We start from the raw sequence: 17,084 nt of genomic DNA on the forward strand, positions 1-17,084 counted from the left end.
TTATGAAAACACCATTATAAAATTAAATTAAATTAATTGAATTTAGTAAAAATAAGAGTTTTGTGCAAGTTTCTCGTACTAAATAATCTAGCACCCTATTAGGACAATATTGAATACTTCTTCAGTTATCAATGAATCAATTTGCTCCCATTCATTAGATATGATTAAAATATCAATATCTGAATCTTCATTATCCTCTTCGCGGGCAACAGAACCGAACAAAATAATTTTTTTAATTTTATCGGATTTTATAGCCTTTGCAAACTCACGGACAATCTCAATTCTATTATACCTGACAATCACTAAAAAAGTATTTTTTTGATAATAATTTATATCTATTTAAATAGAATTTCTAAATGTCAAAAAATAAGTAAAATTTAATAGTAATCTTCATCATCTTCTTCTAGGTCTCGAGGTATTTTTTCAATACTATCAAATTTTTTAAGTATTGTATCTATACCGCTACCTTCATAAGCTGAAATTATTAAAGGGTCTTCTGTTTTTTGAATAAATTCATTAATATATTCATAGTTTTCCCCTTCACTTTCATATTCTGTAAGGTCTATTTTATTAAATAGTGGGATAAATGGAATGTCAAAAATGTTTTTTATTTCACAGTATAAATTATACTGATTTTCAAGATAGTAACCACAGGTTTCTGATGCATCAAAAATAAATAGTATTGTATCGGCCAAATCTTCAAGTGCAACAATAGCATTCAATTCAATATCGTTCATATCTCCAATAGGCCTATCAAGAAGTCCTGGTGTATCAATGATTTGAATATCTTTCCAATTTCTTTCAATATGGCCTATTTGAATACCTTTTGTTGTAAATGGATAATTTGCAACTTCAGGTTCAGCATCGGTTAGCTGTCTTAGGAGTGTAGATTTTCCAACATTTGGAAAACCTGCAATTACAACAGTACTCGCTTCAAAGTTTATTGTTGGTATATTTCTAAGTTTAGATTTTGCAAAGTCTAAAAAATCAAGATCTTTTTCAATCTTTTTAATGACAGATGAGATTCTACCATATGCTTGACTTCTAAGATTACTTGCTCTATCAGGAGCAGATTTTCTAATTTTGTTTCTGTATTGATCTTCTAGTTGTGCAATAATACCATATGCCCAGTTTATTCCACCAAGGGCTTGTTTCATACTATCAACACCAACTGTAATATCTATATAATCCTGATAAAATACTGGTAATTCTTCTATATTGGGGGTACGGTCGAGTATCATTTTAAGTTTATCTTTAATAACTTGACATGCAGTTACAACCCTTACTTCTTCTACTCTTTTACCTTTAACATGTTTAGGCATTCTCTCAGACCTTTTCATATCTGCTGCCTTTTTACCTCTTGAAAAACCTTTATCTAAAATCTCATCTACAGTTGGTATTGTTGGAATCATCATTTTTATCACATTAAATATCAGTTACTTATACTGTTCTCTCTCAAGATTTCTATAATAATTTTTGATTGAGATGCTTAATTAAATTTGCGGATGAAGTTGCAAATTCATGAAATTAAAAGAGGGTAAATATTTATTATAAACTGTTGTTTGTTTGTAAAAAAATAACGATTAACATAAAATGCAAAATAATATGATAATACTTATAAAAATTAAATAGATATCATTTAAGGATTGTATAAACACTCACGATAAGTAGTGCTAATTATAAATCTATTATATAAAATGAATTATAAAAAATCTAAAAGTTAGTCTTTTATAAATCTTAATAATATAGTTCGGGAAATGGAAAATATTGTTTATTTTAAATTTTTGAGAAGAGGTTAGAATTAAATATTGAAAAAAACCAATTATTATGAAGTAGATGTGTGTAGCAAACACAAGTAAACTATTTATGTCCAAGTAAGTTATCTGCTTGAAAACGAAGATACAATTGGGAGTTCTTCTAAGATAAAAAAATGGAAAATAAAAATTATTACATAAGTTTTTGAATGTGCCTATTAAAAATCCAATCAGAAATTTTAATTATTTGTGAAATCAAATATAAAGTTATTGTGAATGCTTAATACTTCATTTAAAATATTATTAAATTTTGTATTTGGAGGATTAATAAATATGAATGAAAGGCCTACAGAAAATTCGTGGATTCCATTAATAGTTGTGGCTTGTGCTTCATTTATTATAATATTAGATAAGTCCTTTATGAATGTTAGTATTTCTCATATTGTTGTTGATTTGAATACTGATGTTAGTACCATTCAAATGATAGTATCGTTTTATACTCTTATTACTGCTGCATTAATACTGTTTAGTACCAAACTTCAAGACATAGTTGATAAAAAGAAACTGTTTATAATTGGTGCTATACTTTTTGGTATCGGTACATTTACTACAGTAATAAGCTTAAATACTATAATGTTTTTTATTGGATGGTCAGCGATTGATGGTGTTGCTGGGGCATTAATGCTACCTGCCGTAGTTTCAATAATAAGTGGAACCTATTCTGGCAAAAAACGTACATTTGCTTTGGCAACTGTGGCGATAGTGACAGCAATTGCAGATGTTTTTGCTCCCCTCCTTGGTGGTGTTATTACAACTTATTTCAGTTGGAGATATACTTTTGCAGTCGAATTAATAATCATTTTCTTTATTTTAGGAATGCAAAATAAAATACCTAATTTTAAACCTACAGAATCTAAAAACGATTTGGATATTATTGGTGCTATAATTTCCATTGTAGGTCTTGTTTTGCTTGTGCTAGGTATTTTGACTCTGAATAATAAGGTTAATATCAGTATAATTGAAATAGTTTTGGGATTATTAGTCTTGGTAACCTTTATATGGTATGAACTCAAAAGAAAAAGGACAGGCAAGGTTCCATTGCTTGATGTTGATTTACTTAGAGATAAAAATTTGCGTGTAGGTGTATCTATTAAGTTATTATATAATCTTATAATATCTGGAACATTATTTGTATTGGTTCTGTTTTTCCAAAGTGTATGGCAGTTAAATCCATTCGATACGGGTTTGGCTACCATTCCGTTTTGTATGGGTTTGCTTATTTTTTCATTGATCGCTCCAAGATTAATTGGAAAACGGAATCATAAAAGAATCTTAGCAATAGGATGTATAATATCTATCGTCGGATGTCTGATTTTAAGTTATCAATTTAAATTAAATACAACAATGTTTGATTTAATTCCAGGACAGTTTTTACTTGGGGCAGGACTTGGTTTTATGATGGCTTTAACTGTAGATGTTGCATTATTTGATATTCCTGCTGAAAGCCAAAATAATGCATCAGGAATTGTTTCAACTGGGGATACATTAGGTTCATCATTGGGTACTGCAATTATTGGAATAATTCTAATTCTTGGAGTTGTAGGGGGTATTAGTACTGCAGTCGATACATATGCACCTAGTTATTCAGGAGATGTGCATTTTCATCAAGAGGTCTATAATCACTTCCAAAAATTAGATACTATAGATACACAAGATAGTATTGCTGTCAATACTGCAGATATAATTATTCAAAATACAATGGCATCTGTAATGTATGTATTGGCTGCTCTGTTAGGTGTTATTTTAATTCTAACCATGTGGATAAAAAATAAAACTATTAAATAAAATGAGAGTTTACCTCTCTTTTAATAGTTTAGGTGGCAGAATTTAGTGGTGTTTTATTTTTTTTCAAATTTTAACTATTATGATTATAAAATTTCAGGTATTTCTATTAGTGTTATATAATCTTATGTATTCCTATTAGGATTATATAATTTAATTAAGATTATGTCATCTAAAGTTTTTTTTACACTATAAATTGCATTTTATAAAATGAAGTTAAGATATTTCCAATTATGCAATATTTCTATTTTCATATAATGGTGTTAATTAATTTTAGTAGTAAATTAATTAAAATATGAAAAATTAATAGTTTTTTAAAAAAATAAATTAAAATAAATAAAAATAATATATATTCCTTATTCTTTTTCATAAAATATTTGGCCTTGGAATTTATATAATTTAATATTATCTTCTATCCAGCTATTTGGGGAAAGTCCTGCTTTAAGGCATGTATGTGATATAAACTCTTCTTTATCCATATTGTTTTCTGTAGCTACTTGTGGAAGAAGCAGTCCTCTACTAAATCCCATTTCAACTATTAATCCATCTTCACCAATAATAATATTGTCCAGATACTCTTCTTTAGGTGTATCAATTAATTCAGGTTTTGTTAGTACAGTTAATTCAATTTGTATATCTTCAAGTTCATCAATACTTACCATAGGAAATCTATTATCAGAAACTGCAGCAGAAATAGCGGAATTTATTGTTGCTTGTATAAGTGGCATTACAGGTTCTGGATAACCAATACATCCTCGAAGATTATGATTTTTGTTTAAAGTTACAAATACCCCAAGGTTTTCTTTTAAATGTTTTGGACATTCAAAAGGAACATCTATTTTAATTCTATTATCTAAGTATAGTTCAATAGATTCTCTAGCAACATCAATAAGATATTGTCCATCTTCTTCAGTTAATGCCATTTTATCACCTAAATATTATATTCGATTTAAATAATTCTGTTTTGTATTTGTCTTATAATTTTAAAGAACTGTTATAATGTTTTATTCACTTGTAGTTTTGATACACCATTAAAACCATCAAATATTTGGTCAATTTGAATCTAAATCATTATCAACATACTTTTTAAATATTCGATTATTTTTATAACTCTCATTTAAGTGTTTTGCACTTTTTCATTTAAGTGTTTTGCACTTTTTTTTTAAGTGTTTTGCATTTGTAAATTTTAAAAGTTATGATGCTTTTTATTTTTCATATAAAAATGAGTTATGGATTTAAATTAAGAATATCATACTTTTTTTAATTTTTATAGAAAATATTGATTTTATTAATTAATATTTTATAAATAATAATATGTCTTCATTAAATGTATAATTAATTAGCTATGCAAATATTAATGAAATAGAAATTAAATGTTATTAAAAATTTGAATAAAAAAATTTTGAAATTAGATAATATTTAATAATATTTAATTACTTCCTCCGACTACAGCATCTTGAATTCTTGTATGTGGACCTCCATCCCCTACAGGTACTAATTGTCCATCTTTACCACAAAATCCTACAGTAGTTTTAAAGTCAGAACCTAATCCATCAATATGGGTAAGTGTTTCAAGAATATTTCCACTTAAGGATACATCACGTAGTGGGGTGGATAACTCACCATCTTTAATCATAAATGCTTCAGATGCATTAAATTGGAAAATACCTTTTCCAGTATCTACTTGTCCACCTCTTGAACCTTTAAGATATATTCCTTCTGTAATATCTTCTATTAACTCTTCAAAACTCATGTCTCCAGGTTCAAGATAGGTATTACTCATTCTTACAATGGACTGATCTGAAATACTACTTCTTGCATTTGCTGAGGATTTCATTGATAATTTTCCAGCAGATTCTCTTGAGGATAATAGTGATACAAGTTGGCCATCTTTTACAAGATGGTTTTTAAAGGTTTTTACTCCTTCACAGTCATATTCATAATGTCCAAATGCATCCATAGTAGGATCATCATAAATATTTACAAGTTCGCTTCCAATTTTTGTATTTAATTTGTCTTTTAATATTGAATCGTCTTGAAGAATCAAATCACTTTCAACTGCATGACCTAATGCTTCATGAATCATTACACCTGTTAGGGCATTGTCTGTAACTATTGGAAATTTTCCACTTGGAGCTGCTTCGGCAGTAAGTAGTCTATTTGCAGTTTCTGCAGTTTTTCTTGAAAAAGATTCTATGTCTGCATCTTTTATAACTTCGTATCCTTTTGCACCTCCAAGACTGTCATGACCTATTTGAATCAAATCACCACTACTTGCAATAGTATTTAACCACATTCCAACTCTAGTTTCATCCATTTCAATATTTGTTCCTTGACTATTTGCAAATATGGTTTCGGATTCGCTGTCTGAATACTTTACTCCAATACTTGTTATATTTTTTAATTCTGCAGCTTTACTAGTATCTTTAATAAGGTCTATTTTATCTTCAATATCTACAGATGAAACTGGAATTTTTCGATTTGTTTTAATTTTATCTTCCACTACCTCTTCATCTGATAAGATCACATCACTTTTAAGACGGTTTGAAATTGATATTGCAGTTTGAGATATTTCTTCAAGTTTTCCTAAATCATTTGTATATGCAAATCCCCATGCTCCATTTTTAAGAACTTGTATTCTTGCACCTATTGTTATTCCTGTATTAATTTCTTGGATTTTATTATCTTTCATAACAATGCTTGTTCCATTTCCTTTACCTGCACGAATATCTACATAATCTACTTCAGATTCTATTTTTCTAATAAGTTTATTAATATCCTCTATATTAAATTCCATTATAAAACCTGCATTTTTTTTAAACATTTTGATTTATTATTAATATTATTAAATTATATTATAATATTTATTATAAATAAATTCTATTTTATTTTCATTTAAACCTTTTGTTTTAAAAAATTATTTGATAATTTAGTGTTTTTTTATCATATTATCAAGAAATAACATATTTTTTCTAGTGCTTATTTATTTAACTTATTAAAATAGTCTTATCTTTATAATATATTTTAAGATTTTTATTATTTTTTATAATAATTTATATTTTTTTATATTATTATACTTTTTTAAAATCAATTTAAAATTACTTATATTTAAAACAATCAGTAAATTTTTTATATTTTTCATAAATTTAATTTTTATGAAATGATTATTTAATAAAAATTATTTTGATCATAGTTTAAATAAAATATCTATATTTAATAGACTTTTGAAAACTTGTTTTTACACTTGAAATATATGTTATAAGTTATAAATTATTTATTTTTTGATCTTGTGTTTTTTTATTAAATATTTGAAATTAATGTATTTTAATTTAAATTTGTATATTATTTAAAATAATTTTATTAAATTTAAAATAGTTTTTATATTATTATAACTATTTATTATATGTTTTTTTAATATTTGAGAAAAATATTACAATATTTTTATTAGATTTTTAATAAATTTATTTTTTTAGCTTTAATTTTATCTAAATTTCAATAATTTCTAATTAAAATTATTTTTGATAATTTAATTCAATTTTCAGTAATATTTTTCTTTTTAGATTAAATCCAAATTAAATAGGGCTTTATTTTTTATAAAAAAAGTTATTATTTTCTATAATTTAATATAAATCCTTAATATTCTTTATATTTCTTATAAATTCTTCATCTATCCTATTTGATTTATTTCTATAGATTTTAATCTTTATCTTTTTAATTTTTAAATTTTATATTTTTCTTAAATTTCTTTTTATTTATTTATAAGTTGAAATATCCAAATTTAGCTTATTACAATTATTGCTTATTCATTAATTTAAATCATAATCCTTTCTTAATTTTAAATTTAAAAGCTTAAAATTAGATTTTTTTATGATTTTTCAAAACTTTTATATATGATTATTAATAATTTTATAGGTAGGATATAGTTCTTTAAGGAAATTTTAAGAACTTATAACTTATAATTTATGATTTTAAAAATTTTAAAACTATTATTAATTAAAAAACTTTAATTTTTATTTATTTAATATATCTTAAAATTTCTTAAATTTGTAAAAATTAAAATTTTTGTTATATTGGAGGGAAATATTTTGAGAAATCACTCAAAATTATTGATTCTAATGATTTTTATGTTATTAGCTATTGTTGTATGTATTGCTACAGTTTATGCAGAAGAAATAGATGATGATGAGGCTATTATTATTGGGGATATGTATAAATTAAATTCTTCAGTTAACAATACAACAGCTAACCATACTAAAACTAACCATACTAACCATACAAACCCTACTAAAACTAAAAATATTACAAATACCACTAGTAATATTACTAATCATACTACTAATTATACTGATGATAAGGGTGAAGTAGTAAGTAGAAATGTTTCTACCATTACAGTTTATATGATGCCAAGTGTTGAAACTGGTCTAGAATATAAACATTATACTAGAACATGGGTTAATTATTGTCCATTTTGTCATAAATATGGTACATTAACAGATACTCCAAAAGATACTTCAAGATCAAACACTGTTCCTGAAGGGGAAATCACTTGTGATATGTCATTAGGTGGATGTGATGCTGATTTTGATGGTGTAAGTGGTAAAGATAAACTTTGGAGAGATGTTTATTTAACTCCTGCTGATGGTTATCAAATTGTTGAGGAAGATGACGGTAGTTTCACTTTAGAAAATAATGGTTTAAGTAAAAAACAAAATATTAGAAATGCTCAAATTTCAATTCTTGATTATGATGACTTTTGAATTTAATTATATTAGAGTCATTATTTCAATTTAATTTTTAAGACTTATTTCTGATTTTATTTACTTTAAAATAATCTAATGAAAACCTTTTTATAAAACTTATAATATAATAAATATTATAACAATAGTTATAAAAACTATGATTTCAACTATAAAATATTATTATTTATATAGTAATAATATAATAATTATATTAAATTTTTAAAAAATTAATTTATTTATCTTTAAATTGCAAATAAACAATTAAATTATTAAAAATGGTGAGATAAATGGCAATTATAATTGGTTCTGGTGCAGGTGGAGCTATTCTTGCATTGGAACTTTCTAAAGCAAATATTCCAGTGACCATAATTGAAAAAGGTCCATTGGTTGAAAGTAAAGATGCATTTAATTATTATGATAAGCCAGTTAAGGGAATGGATCTTCTAACAACAACTTGTGTAGGTGGAAATACAATAGTTTCTGCAGGAAATGCTGTAAGATACACAGGAGATATGTTTGAAAAATTTGGTATTGATTTGACATGTGAATATGATGAACTTGAAAAAGAGTTAAATGTACATCAATTAGATGATAGTCATATTGGTAAAGGTACTCAATTATTTTTAGATTCTGCAGAAGAATTGGGATTAAATCCAATAAAAATGCCTAAATTTATTTATGAAGATAAATGTATTCAATGTGGTAAATGTGCATATGGATGTCCAAATGATGCAAAATGGACTGCAGCAGACTTTACAAAAGAAGCTGTTAAAAATGGTGCAAAATTAATTAGTGATAGGGAAGTTACAAATCTCATAGTTAAGGATAATAAAATTAAAGCCGTTGAAACCTGTACAAAAGAAGGTAAGCTTGAAATAATAGGGGATGATTTGGTTATTTTAGCATCTGGTGCAGTAAGTGATGCAAGACTTTTACAAAAGATAGGTATACCTGCAGGTGAAAATTTCTCTACAGATCCATTTGTAACTGTTGCTTGTGTTAAAAAAGGTATTGGATTTAATAAGGAAGTTACTATGGCAGGACTTGTTAAAGGAGATCATTTTGTTCTTTCTCCACATTATTCTACCAAATATCTTGATGATTGTGCTGTTGATGGAATTAATCCTGAAGATTTAATGGGAATTATGGTTAAAATCCCTGATGAATCATTAGGATATGTAAATGAAAATGAAATAGTTAAAATAAATTCAATAAGGGATGTTCAGTATATAGCAGAAGGTGTTGCAACTGCTGGTGCAATATTGCAAAATGCAGGAGCAGAATCTATTTTTGTTTCTACAGTTTTAAGAAGTGCTCATCCAGGTAGCACTGCACCTATAGGTCGTATTGTAGATAAAAATCTTAAAACAGGTGTTGATGGTTTATATGTTTCTGATGGATCTGTTTTACCTGAAGCTCCAGGGATTCCTCCAATACTTACAATATTGGCTCTATCAAAAAGGCTTTCTAAACATTTAATTGAAAACCTATCTTAATCTTTTTTTATTATTATTTTTCATTTATTTTTGTCTATTCTTATTCATTTTAGTATTTTTTATTATTCTCTTTGTTTTATCTAGTTTTATTTATTTTTTCTAGTTTTATCTATTATTATTCAGTTTTTATTTATTTAGTTTTTATCTATTTTTTCTATTTATCCGTTTTCATCTATTTAAATCTATTTTTTTCTTTTATCTAGTTTCTATCTAGTTTTTATATTATTTTTTTTAATTAATTTTAATCATTTTTTTTAAAAATTTTTCAATATTTGGTATTATAATACAATAATAAAATGCAATAATTTTTCTTAAAAAAGTATTTTATAATATAAATTAATATTTTAATTTGAATTCTATTATTTAGTCGATTTATTTTCAACTTAAATATTTTTTTTCTATTAAAATAAAAAATCATTAAAAAAAAATCTATATGTATAGAATTTATTATATATATAAAATATATTCATTTCATAAGATTTATATATAAACTTAGACAATATTATATTTAGAGATTAAAAAAAATCTTATTAAATTAATTTATTATTTTTTAAAATTTTTTCAATTATTAAGATTTATTTTCTCAAGGTGAATCTTATGGTTAGAACTACAATTTCAATTCCTATTGAGGTTAAGAAAAGATTAACAAATTATGGCAATATGGATGAGTCTTATAGTGATGTTATCATCAAATTAATGAATGCTTACGATGAACTTCAATTAATTAAAAATGAAAGTGGAGAAAATAATTTAGTTGTTAATGATGAGTTAATTAATTCACTTAAAGATTCAATTAAACAAGAGTTAATTGGAGATGAAGATTTAAATCAAGAAGAATCTGTTTCAAAATCTCAAAGGAAGAGTAGATCTAGAACTTCTAAAAAACCTAAAACTAAAACCAGAAGAAAAAATAAAAAATCTACTAAAAGCACTAAAAAATCAGATGAAGATAAATCCAAAAAGGAAAAAATTGATATTAAAAAAAATCAATCTAAAAAAGAGGAATCTACTTCTGATGGTGAAATTGAAAAGATTGATGAAAATTCTCCTGAAGCTGAAAATCTTGAAACAGAAATTGAAGTATTGGAAAAAAGATATAATATTAAGTTATAATTCTTTTTAAAAATTAAGATATATATTTAATTCTATAATCTTATAAAAAAAAGTTTATATTATTAAATTTTATAATCTTATAAAAAAAGACTATAATATTAAGAGTATTGTTTTTAAAAGAAAAATATATTAAATTATATTAATTTTAAAAAAATTAGAATATGCAGTTATTAGTATATTCTAATAACTGTAATTATATAAAAAATTAAATATTTAAGCGATTTTTTCAACTTTTATTGGGCCATCATTTTCAGTATAGTATAATACATAGGTTCCAGGTTCCATACCTTCATTTTGGCCTACAGTATCTTCTGTAACTGTGAATACTTGTTTGTGAACAATATCTCCTGCATCAGTAGCACTGTTAGTATCATTTTTGTCAAGTGTTTCATTAAATGTATCATTTAAATCACTTGTATTAGTAATATTTGAAGTAACATTTGTTATGTTAGTGCTATTAGTTACATTACTTGTAGCATTAGTGTTATTATTTTTTTGGAACATATCGTTGTCATTTTGAGTGGAAAAAAGATATCCTCCACATATAACAATTAGAATTAATAAAATAATTCCTACAACTGCTTTTTTACTAACCAATTTATTACCTCCCTATGTAGTGAATTAATATAATATAATTATAATTTTATTATTTTAAAATATATATTTAATTATAAATTCCATAATTTTTCAAGATTATATTAAATTTTTAATATCTTAAAGATTAATTTTTTTCAATTCAATTTAAGCATATTTTCTCTTTTTAAGTATTTCTTTTATTTCCCTCCAATTAGGGTAAAATTTGTCCATCAAGTTTTTAAATTCTTTGCTATGATTTGCTATGTAAAGATGAGTTAATTCATGTATTATGACATATTTTAAACATTCTTCTGGCCATTTTGCAAGTTGGAGATTGATCCATATACGCTTTTCTTTCACATTACATGTTCCCCAACGGGTTTTCATATTTTTTACTCTCCACTCATTAGGCTTCTTTCCTACTATATTAATACAGTCTTCAATAATATTTTCTATTTTTCTTTTAATTTCACTTCTATAATATTCTGTTATGGCTTTTTCTCTTTTTTTAAAATTGGTATTAATGGGATTAATTGGTAAATAAATTGTGTTATCCTTGATAAATGGTTTTTTATGGTTTTTATTTTTTTCAATTAACTTTAGAGTATATGGTTCTGCCCAAAGATATAATGTTTCACCATTTATGTAATTTAATTTTTTAAGTTCTAGTGATTGATTAGTTTTTAAAATTTCTTTTTGTTTTAATCTAATCCATTCTAACTTTGACTTGCTAAATTCTATAATTTGATCTTTTTTTATGGTGTGTGGTGCTGATATTTTAACTTTTCCGTCTTTTCGTACTTTAAGGTACATATGTTTTATTTTCTTTTTCTCTACACTTATTTCTATATCTTCTATTTCTATTGTGTAGGTCATTTTATCATTTATGGTGGGTTATTATTAAAAATATTAAGTAAAAAAGTTAGTAAAATAATTTTAACTAATAAAATTTTTAACTAAAAAATACTAGTAAAATAATTTTAACTAATAAAATTTTTAACTAAAAAATACTAGTAAAATAATTTTAAGTAATAAAAAAATTGAAATAAATTTATTCAAACTGTGCTTCAATATCTTCTGATTTGATGATTCTATCACAATATTTGCATCTAAGTTCTGCAGGTGATTCATTTATAACTTTAAATTTGCTTTCAATAGGTTCATTTGTTTTGTTTGAAATACATTTGGAATTGGTACATTTAATAATGCCTTCAAGTTCATCTTTAAGTTGAACCTTATTTTTTTCTATTATCTCATAGTTTCGTATAATATTGAGTGTAGTTTGAGGAGCAATCAATGCAAGTTGATCTATTTCACCGTGATTTAGTTCTCTATTTTCAATTTTTATAATGTCTTTTCTCCCTATTTCTCCAGAAGATACGTTCATTGCTACAGTAACATCCTTTGCATCTTTACTTGGAAGACCTAAAATTTTTAGTATATATAAGGATTTATTCACTGTAATATGGTCGATTACAGTACCATTTTTAATCGGTTTAATTTTTAAATCTGGACGCTTCATATTTTATCACATGATTTTTTTTATATAATTTAAATGTAATGTTTTAAAAAATTTACTTAATTTTACTTATGTCTTTTATTATTTTTTAATATTTCGAGTATAGTTTTATGTCTCTTGTATTTTTGTATTTGCATTTTTTAATCTTTTCAAGTTTTCAATTTCTCAGTTAAGATAAATTATATATAATAATATTTTTATATATAATATTTGTAATGTATATTTTATTTTTTTTAAACTATTCTTGATAATTAAGTAGGTTATATTAGAAATTTTTTAAAATATTCTTTACTAGTTTAAGGAGAAAAGCAAAATGAATGTTAAAAGTATTAGAGTAATAATGGTATTTTTAGCTATTCTTATCTGTCTTTTAAGTACAGTAAGTGCAACGGAGGATGTAGCTATAGATACAACAACCGATGCAATAAATCATGTATCTACATAAACAGTTCAAGAAAATTCTAGTGATGTAGCCCAAAGTGAAAATTCAGTTGATGATTCTCTTTATGATAAAACACTAAAGCTGGAAATATCTTGGAAGATGAAAATAATATTGTTAAACTGTATATTTGAAGATAATGAGCAAGCAGATATTTCAAATGGTAGAGGGGACTTAATTGTTATTAATTGTCTAGGGGTCTGAATTTTTCATTTCTCGGACAATTGTTGTATGGCTGTTTTTGAGTTAAATTCTAGAGATATGATTAAGGCTCCTAAAAATACATTCAAATGCACAGTTTTTTCAACTGATTTTGGTGTGTATTTATGTATTTCTCTTAAATTAAATCCTTGTTTGAGGAATTTGAAAAAATCTTCTATTTTTCCTTTAATTGATTTGAAATTTTTCCAATTATCTAATTTTTTTAATAATTCATTTTTAAATTCTTAAAAAATCTTTTTTCTGTTTTAATTTTCTTTATTTTCATAAAAGATGGTAATGGATAGGATAATTGGTCATTTAGTTTGTTTCTTTTAAAATTGTCTTTTGGAAAAATAAAAGGAATGATTTTATATTTTGCTAATTCCTAATTGGTAGTTTTTTTTATAGCTGTAGTAACCTTTGTCAAAAATTAATGTGTCTCCTTTTCGGATAATACGTCTTTTTTGAAGATTTTCTATAATTTTGTCAAAAAGTTTTGCATTATTGGAAGTTTCAGAATGGATTAAAATTGAAACAGGGTTCATACTATCGAAATAAATGATAACAGTTGCTTTAAATCCAATATAAAATCTTTTTGAAGAAGAATAACTCCATTTTAAATTCAATGTTTCAAGATGTTCTTTAGTCTTTTTATTCCTATGGAAATTAATATCCGAGTCCACAGGTGTAGCATTAACAATAAAAGTCTTTTTTCTTCTTTTTCTAATATAATTTTTTGAATTTAAATGTGGTTTAATGATTTAACTAATTTTTTTTGAGTCTTGTTGTGAAAAATTTTTATAAACTTGATTGACACTTAAAACTTCAGAAATATTAAAGTATCTTCGAAGTTTTTCTTTAGATTCAAGTTTATTTAAGATGAATGGAAGACATGTTAAATTATAAAAATAAGAGTAATTATGTTGATTTTTATTCGAAAAAATTCAGGCCCCTAAAAATTTTACAGACACATAATTTTTAGAAGTAGTTAAAAATTAAATAAAATAAAAATTAGGGATTTAAAAAAAGTATAAGAAATATTTATCTATTTGATAAATATTTCTACGAATTTTGCATATGCAGGACGACTAATGAATACACCAACAAGAACACCTAAAATGGTAGTAAATGCGAAACCTGCAATAGTACCAATACCACTAGCACCTCTTGCAAGACCAACATAGGTTAATGGTAACATTGCTGCAATTAAAGTACCAGCAGATGCGAAAATAATGAAGAATGCTTTATCCACATTCATTTTAGTTCTTGTTCGTCTACGTTTTGCATTTTCTCCTTTGTGAGCTAAAACCTCATCAGTAATAATGATTTGATCGTCTACTCCAGTACCTACCGAAGCCATCAGTCCTGCTATAGCGGCAAGATCTATATTCCAATGTATAATAGAGGCTATACCTAAAACAATTACAATCTCCGACAAACTTGTAAACAGAATTGGGAAAACAAGTAATGGTTTTCTATATCTGAAGTAAATAATTGTAAATATTGCAAGTATTGCGAGAATAGCTGCAATACTAGTTCCTTCCATAAATTTCTGACCTAATTCAGCAGAAACTGTATTTGAACCAATAACTTTAATTTTTACAGGTAAAGAACCTGTCTTTAAAACAGTGTAGATTTCATCTGCTTTTTTATTACAATCTTTCTCGTCATCTCCACCACCACTTACTTCAAGTTCAGTTGCAGGTTCGCCACTAGCTAAATCTGCTGAAAGTTTTGGAGGATTGTCATCAATGAGTTTTCCATCTAAATACATGTATATTTCATGATTAGCTTTTCCTTTAGCATTTTCAGCGAATTTTTTAGCACCTTGTGGTGTAAGTTTAAATGGTACACTCCAGTGCTGACCACTTACCTGATACATATCAACACTACTAATATCAGAACCGGTAAGGACTGTTTTATTATCTATTTTGGCTTCAAATACACCAGGATTTCCAATCAGCCGCTCAACTTCTTCTGGAGTTGCACCTGCCATTTCGACAACAACTTGCCTATCCCCACCTTGTCTAACTTTTACATCACTAATACCATATAAGTTTAAACGTTTATCTAAAACAGTAGTGACTACATTCATTGTGTCTTTATCTACTGGTTTTTCAAGTTGAAGTTGGATAACAGATCCACCTTTCAAATCAAGTCCTTGTTGTATTCCCATTGTACCAATGCAGATAATACTTGCAACAAGACATATGATTAAAATAAGTACACGTTTATCTCTTAGGAATTCGGCAGGATCATTTTTTCTTCTCATGATACCACCTTATTCTTTAGTTTATCTTTTTTGGCTTGTTTTTTATTCCTTTGGTAGTCTATATATTTTCTTAATATACCTAAGTTTAAGAACCATGTATTAAGAATATCTGCTATTAAACCAAGGATTAAAACAATTGAAATTTCACTTAAAGTTCTAGCTTGAGGCATAGTATAAACGGTTACAACATATAATACAATCATAGCAGCTATTGCTGCAAAAGACATTGTTAAACCTGTTTTCATTGCTTCACTTGCTCTTTCAACTTCAGTTCCATTTTTACGTTTTAAAAGACGCGTTGTCAGCATAATATCTGTATCTACACTATAACCTATTAACATCAATAATGCACCTACAGATGCAATAGATAACGGGACTTTAAGAGCAGCCATTCCTCCTGCTGCAAACAGGATATCTAAAAATGCAGATAAAATAACTGCTAATGCCGGAACTATTTGTTTAAATACAAGTATAACTGTAATTGCCATAAATATAAATGCAAATAAAATAGCCCAATAAACTTGACCCATTGCTTCTTCGGATAATACTGGTCCTACTGTGTTAAAACTTGAAACGGTTCCAACGCCTTCTAAGGCTTCCTTAAATTGCCCTATTTCTACATTATCAGATAATTCTACAGTAACATGGCGATTGTTATTTGTTATAATTTTTACTTCATCAATATGCAATGAAGTGTGCAGTAAACTTGTAATTTCTGGAGAACTCATATCCTTATTAAGGTTAACTTCCGCCATAGTACCTCCCTTTAAATCTATACCTGGTTCAATACCAATTGTGGCAAGGGATGAAAATGCGATAATAGCCACAATTATAGGAACGATTATTAATAATTTATAGTTGTCCATAAATTTTTCTAACATAATCCACCTGACTATTTTCTTAAAATTTTAATAATTTAAATAAAAATATATAATATTTATTTTTAAATTTAAATAAAAATTTAATATAATTTCAATAATCATATTAACAATTTATATTTATTGTTGTTAATATATAATGTTTTATAATTTTATAGGGCTTTGTCATTTTGTTAGTTGGGATTTTATTTTTTTCATCCACCCATTTTTTCTGTTGAATATTTGGTTAAATATACCTTGTTTTGTTCTAAATCT

At 25.6% G+C, this 17,084-nt stretch carries 14 protein-coding genes and 1 pseudogene; 5 read left to right on the forward strand and 10 right to left on the reverse strand.

The genetic code is table 11. The annotated features are described in order from the left end of the window. Positions 1-87: 87 nt before the first annotated feature. Both QZ146_RS06915 and QZ146_RS06920 read right to left on the reverse strand, forming a co-directional pair. Complete coding sequence (locus QZ146_RS06915; RefSeq protein WP_295722965.1) at positions 88-303, reverse strand: nucleotidyltransferase domain-containing protein; 216 nt, start codon at positions 301-303, stop codon at positions 88-90. A gap of 74 nt (positions 304-377) precedes the next feature. After that, positions 378-1,415: an NOG1 family protein gene (locus QZ146_RS06920; RefSeq protein ID WP_295722968.1), complete on the reverse strand. Its 1,038-nt coding sequence runs from the start codon at positions 1,413-1,415 to the stop codon at positions 378-380. A 672-nt stretch (positions 1,416-2,087) separates the two neighbouring features. Between QZ146_RS06920 and QZ146_RS06925 the strand changes: the two genes are divergently transcribed. Further along, complete coding sequence (locus tag QZ146_RS06925) at positions 2,088-3,599, forward strand: MFS transporter (protein WP_295722973.1); 1,512 nt, start codon at positions 2,088-2,090, stop codon at positions 3,597-3,599. 353 nt (positions 3,600-3,952) lie between these two features. Here QZ146_RS06925 and QZ146_RS06930 read toward each other — a convergent pair whose 3' ends face one another. Both QZ146_RS06930 and QZ146_RS06935 read right to left on the reverse strand, forming a co-directional pair. Beyond that, positions 3,953-4,519, reverse strand: a complete 567-nt coding sequence (locus QZ146_RS06930; protein WP_295722975.1) for a TIGR00296 family protein — start codon at positions 4,517-4,519, stop codon at positions 3,953-3,955. A 506-nt stretch (positions 4,520-5,025) separates the two neighbouring features. Beyond that, positions 5,026-6,393 carry a TldD/PmbA family protein gene (locus QZ146_RS06935; protein WP_295722977.1) on the reverse strand — a complete coding sequence of 456 codons (1,368 nt, stop codon included), beginning with the start codon at positions 6,391-6,393 and terminating at the stop codon, positions 5,026-5,028. Positions 6,394-7,711: 1,318 nt separating this feature from the next. Between QZ146_RS06935 and QZ146_RS06940 the strand changes: the two genes are divergently transcribed. The 3 genes from QZ146_RS06940 to QZ146_RS06950 all read left to right on the forward strand — a co-directional run bounded on the left by QZ146_RS06940 (position 7,712) and on the right by QZ146_RS06950 (position 10,944). Beyond that, a complete protein-coding gene (locus QZ146_RS06940) occupies positions 7,712-8,353 on the forward strand; it encodes a hypothetical protein (RefSeq protein WP_295722979.1) in 642 nt (213 codons plus the stop codon). A gap of 269 nt (positions 8,354-8,622) precedes the next feature. Then, the gene (locus QZ146_RS06945; RefSeq protein ID WP_295722980.1) at positions 8,623-9,831 is read left to right on the forward strand and encodes a GMC family oxidoreductase N-terminal domain-containing protein; all 1,209 of its coding nucleotides are present in this window, start codon (positions 8,623-8,625) and stop codon (positions 9,829-9,831) included. Positions 9,832-10,428: 597 nt separating this feature from the next. After that, complete coding sequence (locus QZ146_RS06950) at positions 10,429-10,944, forward strand: hypothetical protein (protein ID WP_295722981.1); 516 nt, start codon at positions 10,429-10,431, stop codon at positions 10,942-10,944. Between the two features lie 213 nt (positions 10,945-11,157). Here QZ146_RS06950 and QZ146_RS06955 read toward each other — a convergent pair whose 3' ends face one another. The 3 genes from QZ146_RS06955 to pyrI form a co-directional block, all read right to left on the reverse strand. Then, positions 11,158-11,541 (reverse strand): hypothetical protein, encoded by a 384-nt coding sequence (locus tag QZ146_RS06955; RefSeq protein WP_295722982.1) that lies wholly within the window; start codon positions 11,539-11,541, stop codon positions 11,158-11,160. Positions 11,542-11,685: 144 nt separating this feature from the next. Next, positions 11,686-12,396, reverse strand: a complete 711-nt coding sequence (locus QZ146_RS06960) for a M48 family metallopeptidase (RefSeq protein WP_295722984.1) — start codon at positions 12,394-12,396, stop codon at positions 11,686-11,688. Between the two features lie 175 nt (positions 12,397-12,571). Beyond that, positions 12,572-13,042: an aspartate carbamoyltransferase regulatory subunit gene (gene pyrI / locus QZ146_RS06965; protein ID WP_295722986.1), complete on the reverse strand. Its 471-nt coding sequence runs from the start codon at positions 13,040-13,042 to the stop codon at positions 12,572-12,574. A 310-nt stretch (positions 13,043-13,352) separates the two neighbouring features. On the opposite strand from pyrI, the gene QZ146_RS06970 reads away from it, so the two are divergent. After that, entirely contained in the window at positions 13,353-13,484 is a 132-nt protein-coding gene (locus QZ146_RS06970) for a hypothetical protein (RefSeq protein ID WP_295722988.1), read from the forward strand. Positions 13,485-13,687: 203 nt separating this feature from the next. Here the strand turns inward: QZ146_RS06970 and QZ146_RS06975 are convergent. From QZ146_RS06975 to QZ146_RS06985, 3 genes and pseudogenes are all read right to left on the reverse strand, one after another. Beyond that, positions 13,688-14,587 (reverse strand): annotated as a pseudogene (locus QZ146_RS06975) (transposase); the annotation flags it as partial. A gap of 137 nt (positions 14,588-14,724) precedes the next feature. Further along, entirely contained in the window at positions 14,725-15,951 is a 1,227-nt protein-coding gene (locus QZ146_RS06980; protein WP_295722990.1) for a preprotein translocase subunit SecD, read from the reverse strand. After that, positions 15,948-16,832: a protein translocase subunit SecF gene (locus tag QZ146_RS06985; protein WP_295722991.1), complete on the reverse strand. Its 885-nt coding sequence runs from the start codon at positions 16,830-16,832 to the stop codon at positions 15,948-15,950. Before QZ146_RS06985 ends, QZ146_RS06980 begins: the two co-directional genes overlap by 4 nt. Positions 16,833-17,084 lie beyond the last annotated feature (252 nt).

It is taken from the genome of uncultured Methanobrevibacter sp. (assembly GCF_905235195.1).
Taxonomy (GTDB): Archaea; Methanobacteriota; Methanobacteria; order Methanobacteriales; family Methanobacteriaceae; genus Methanarmilla.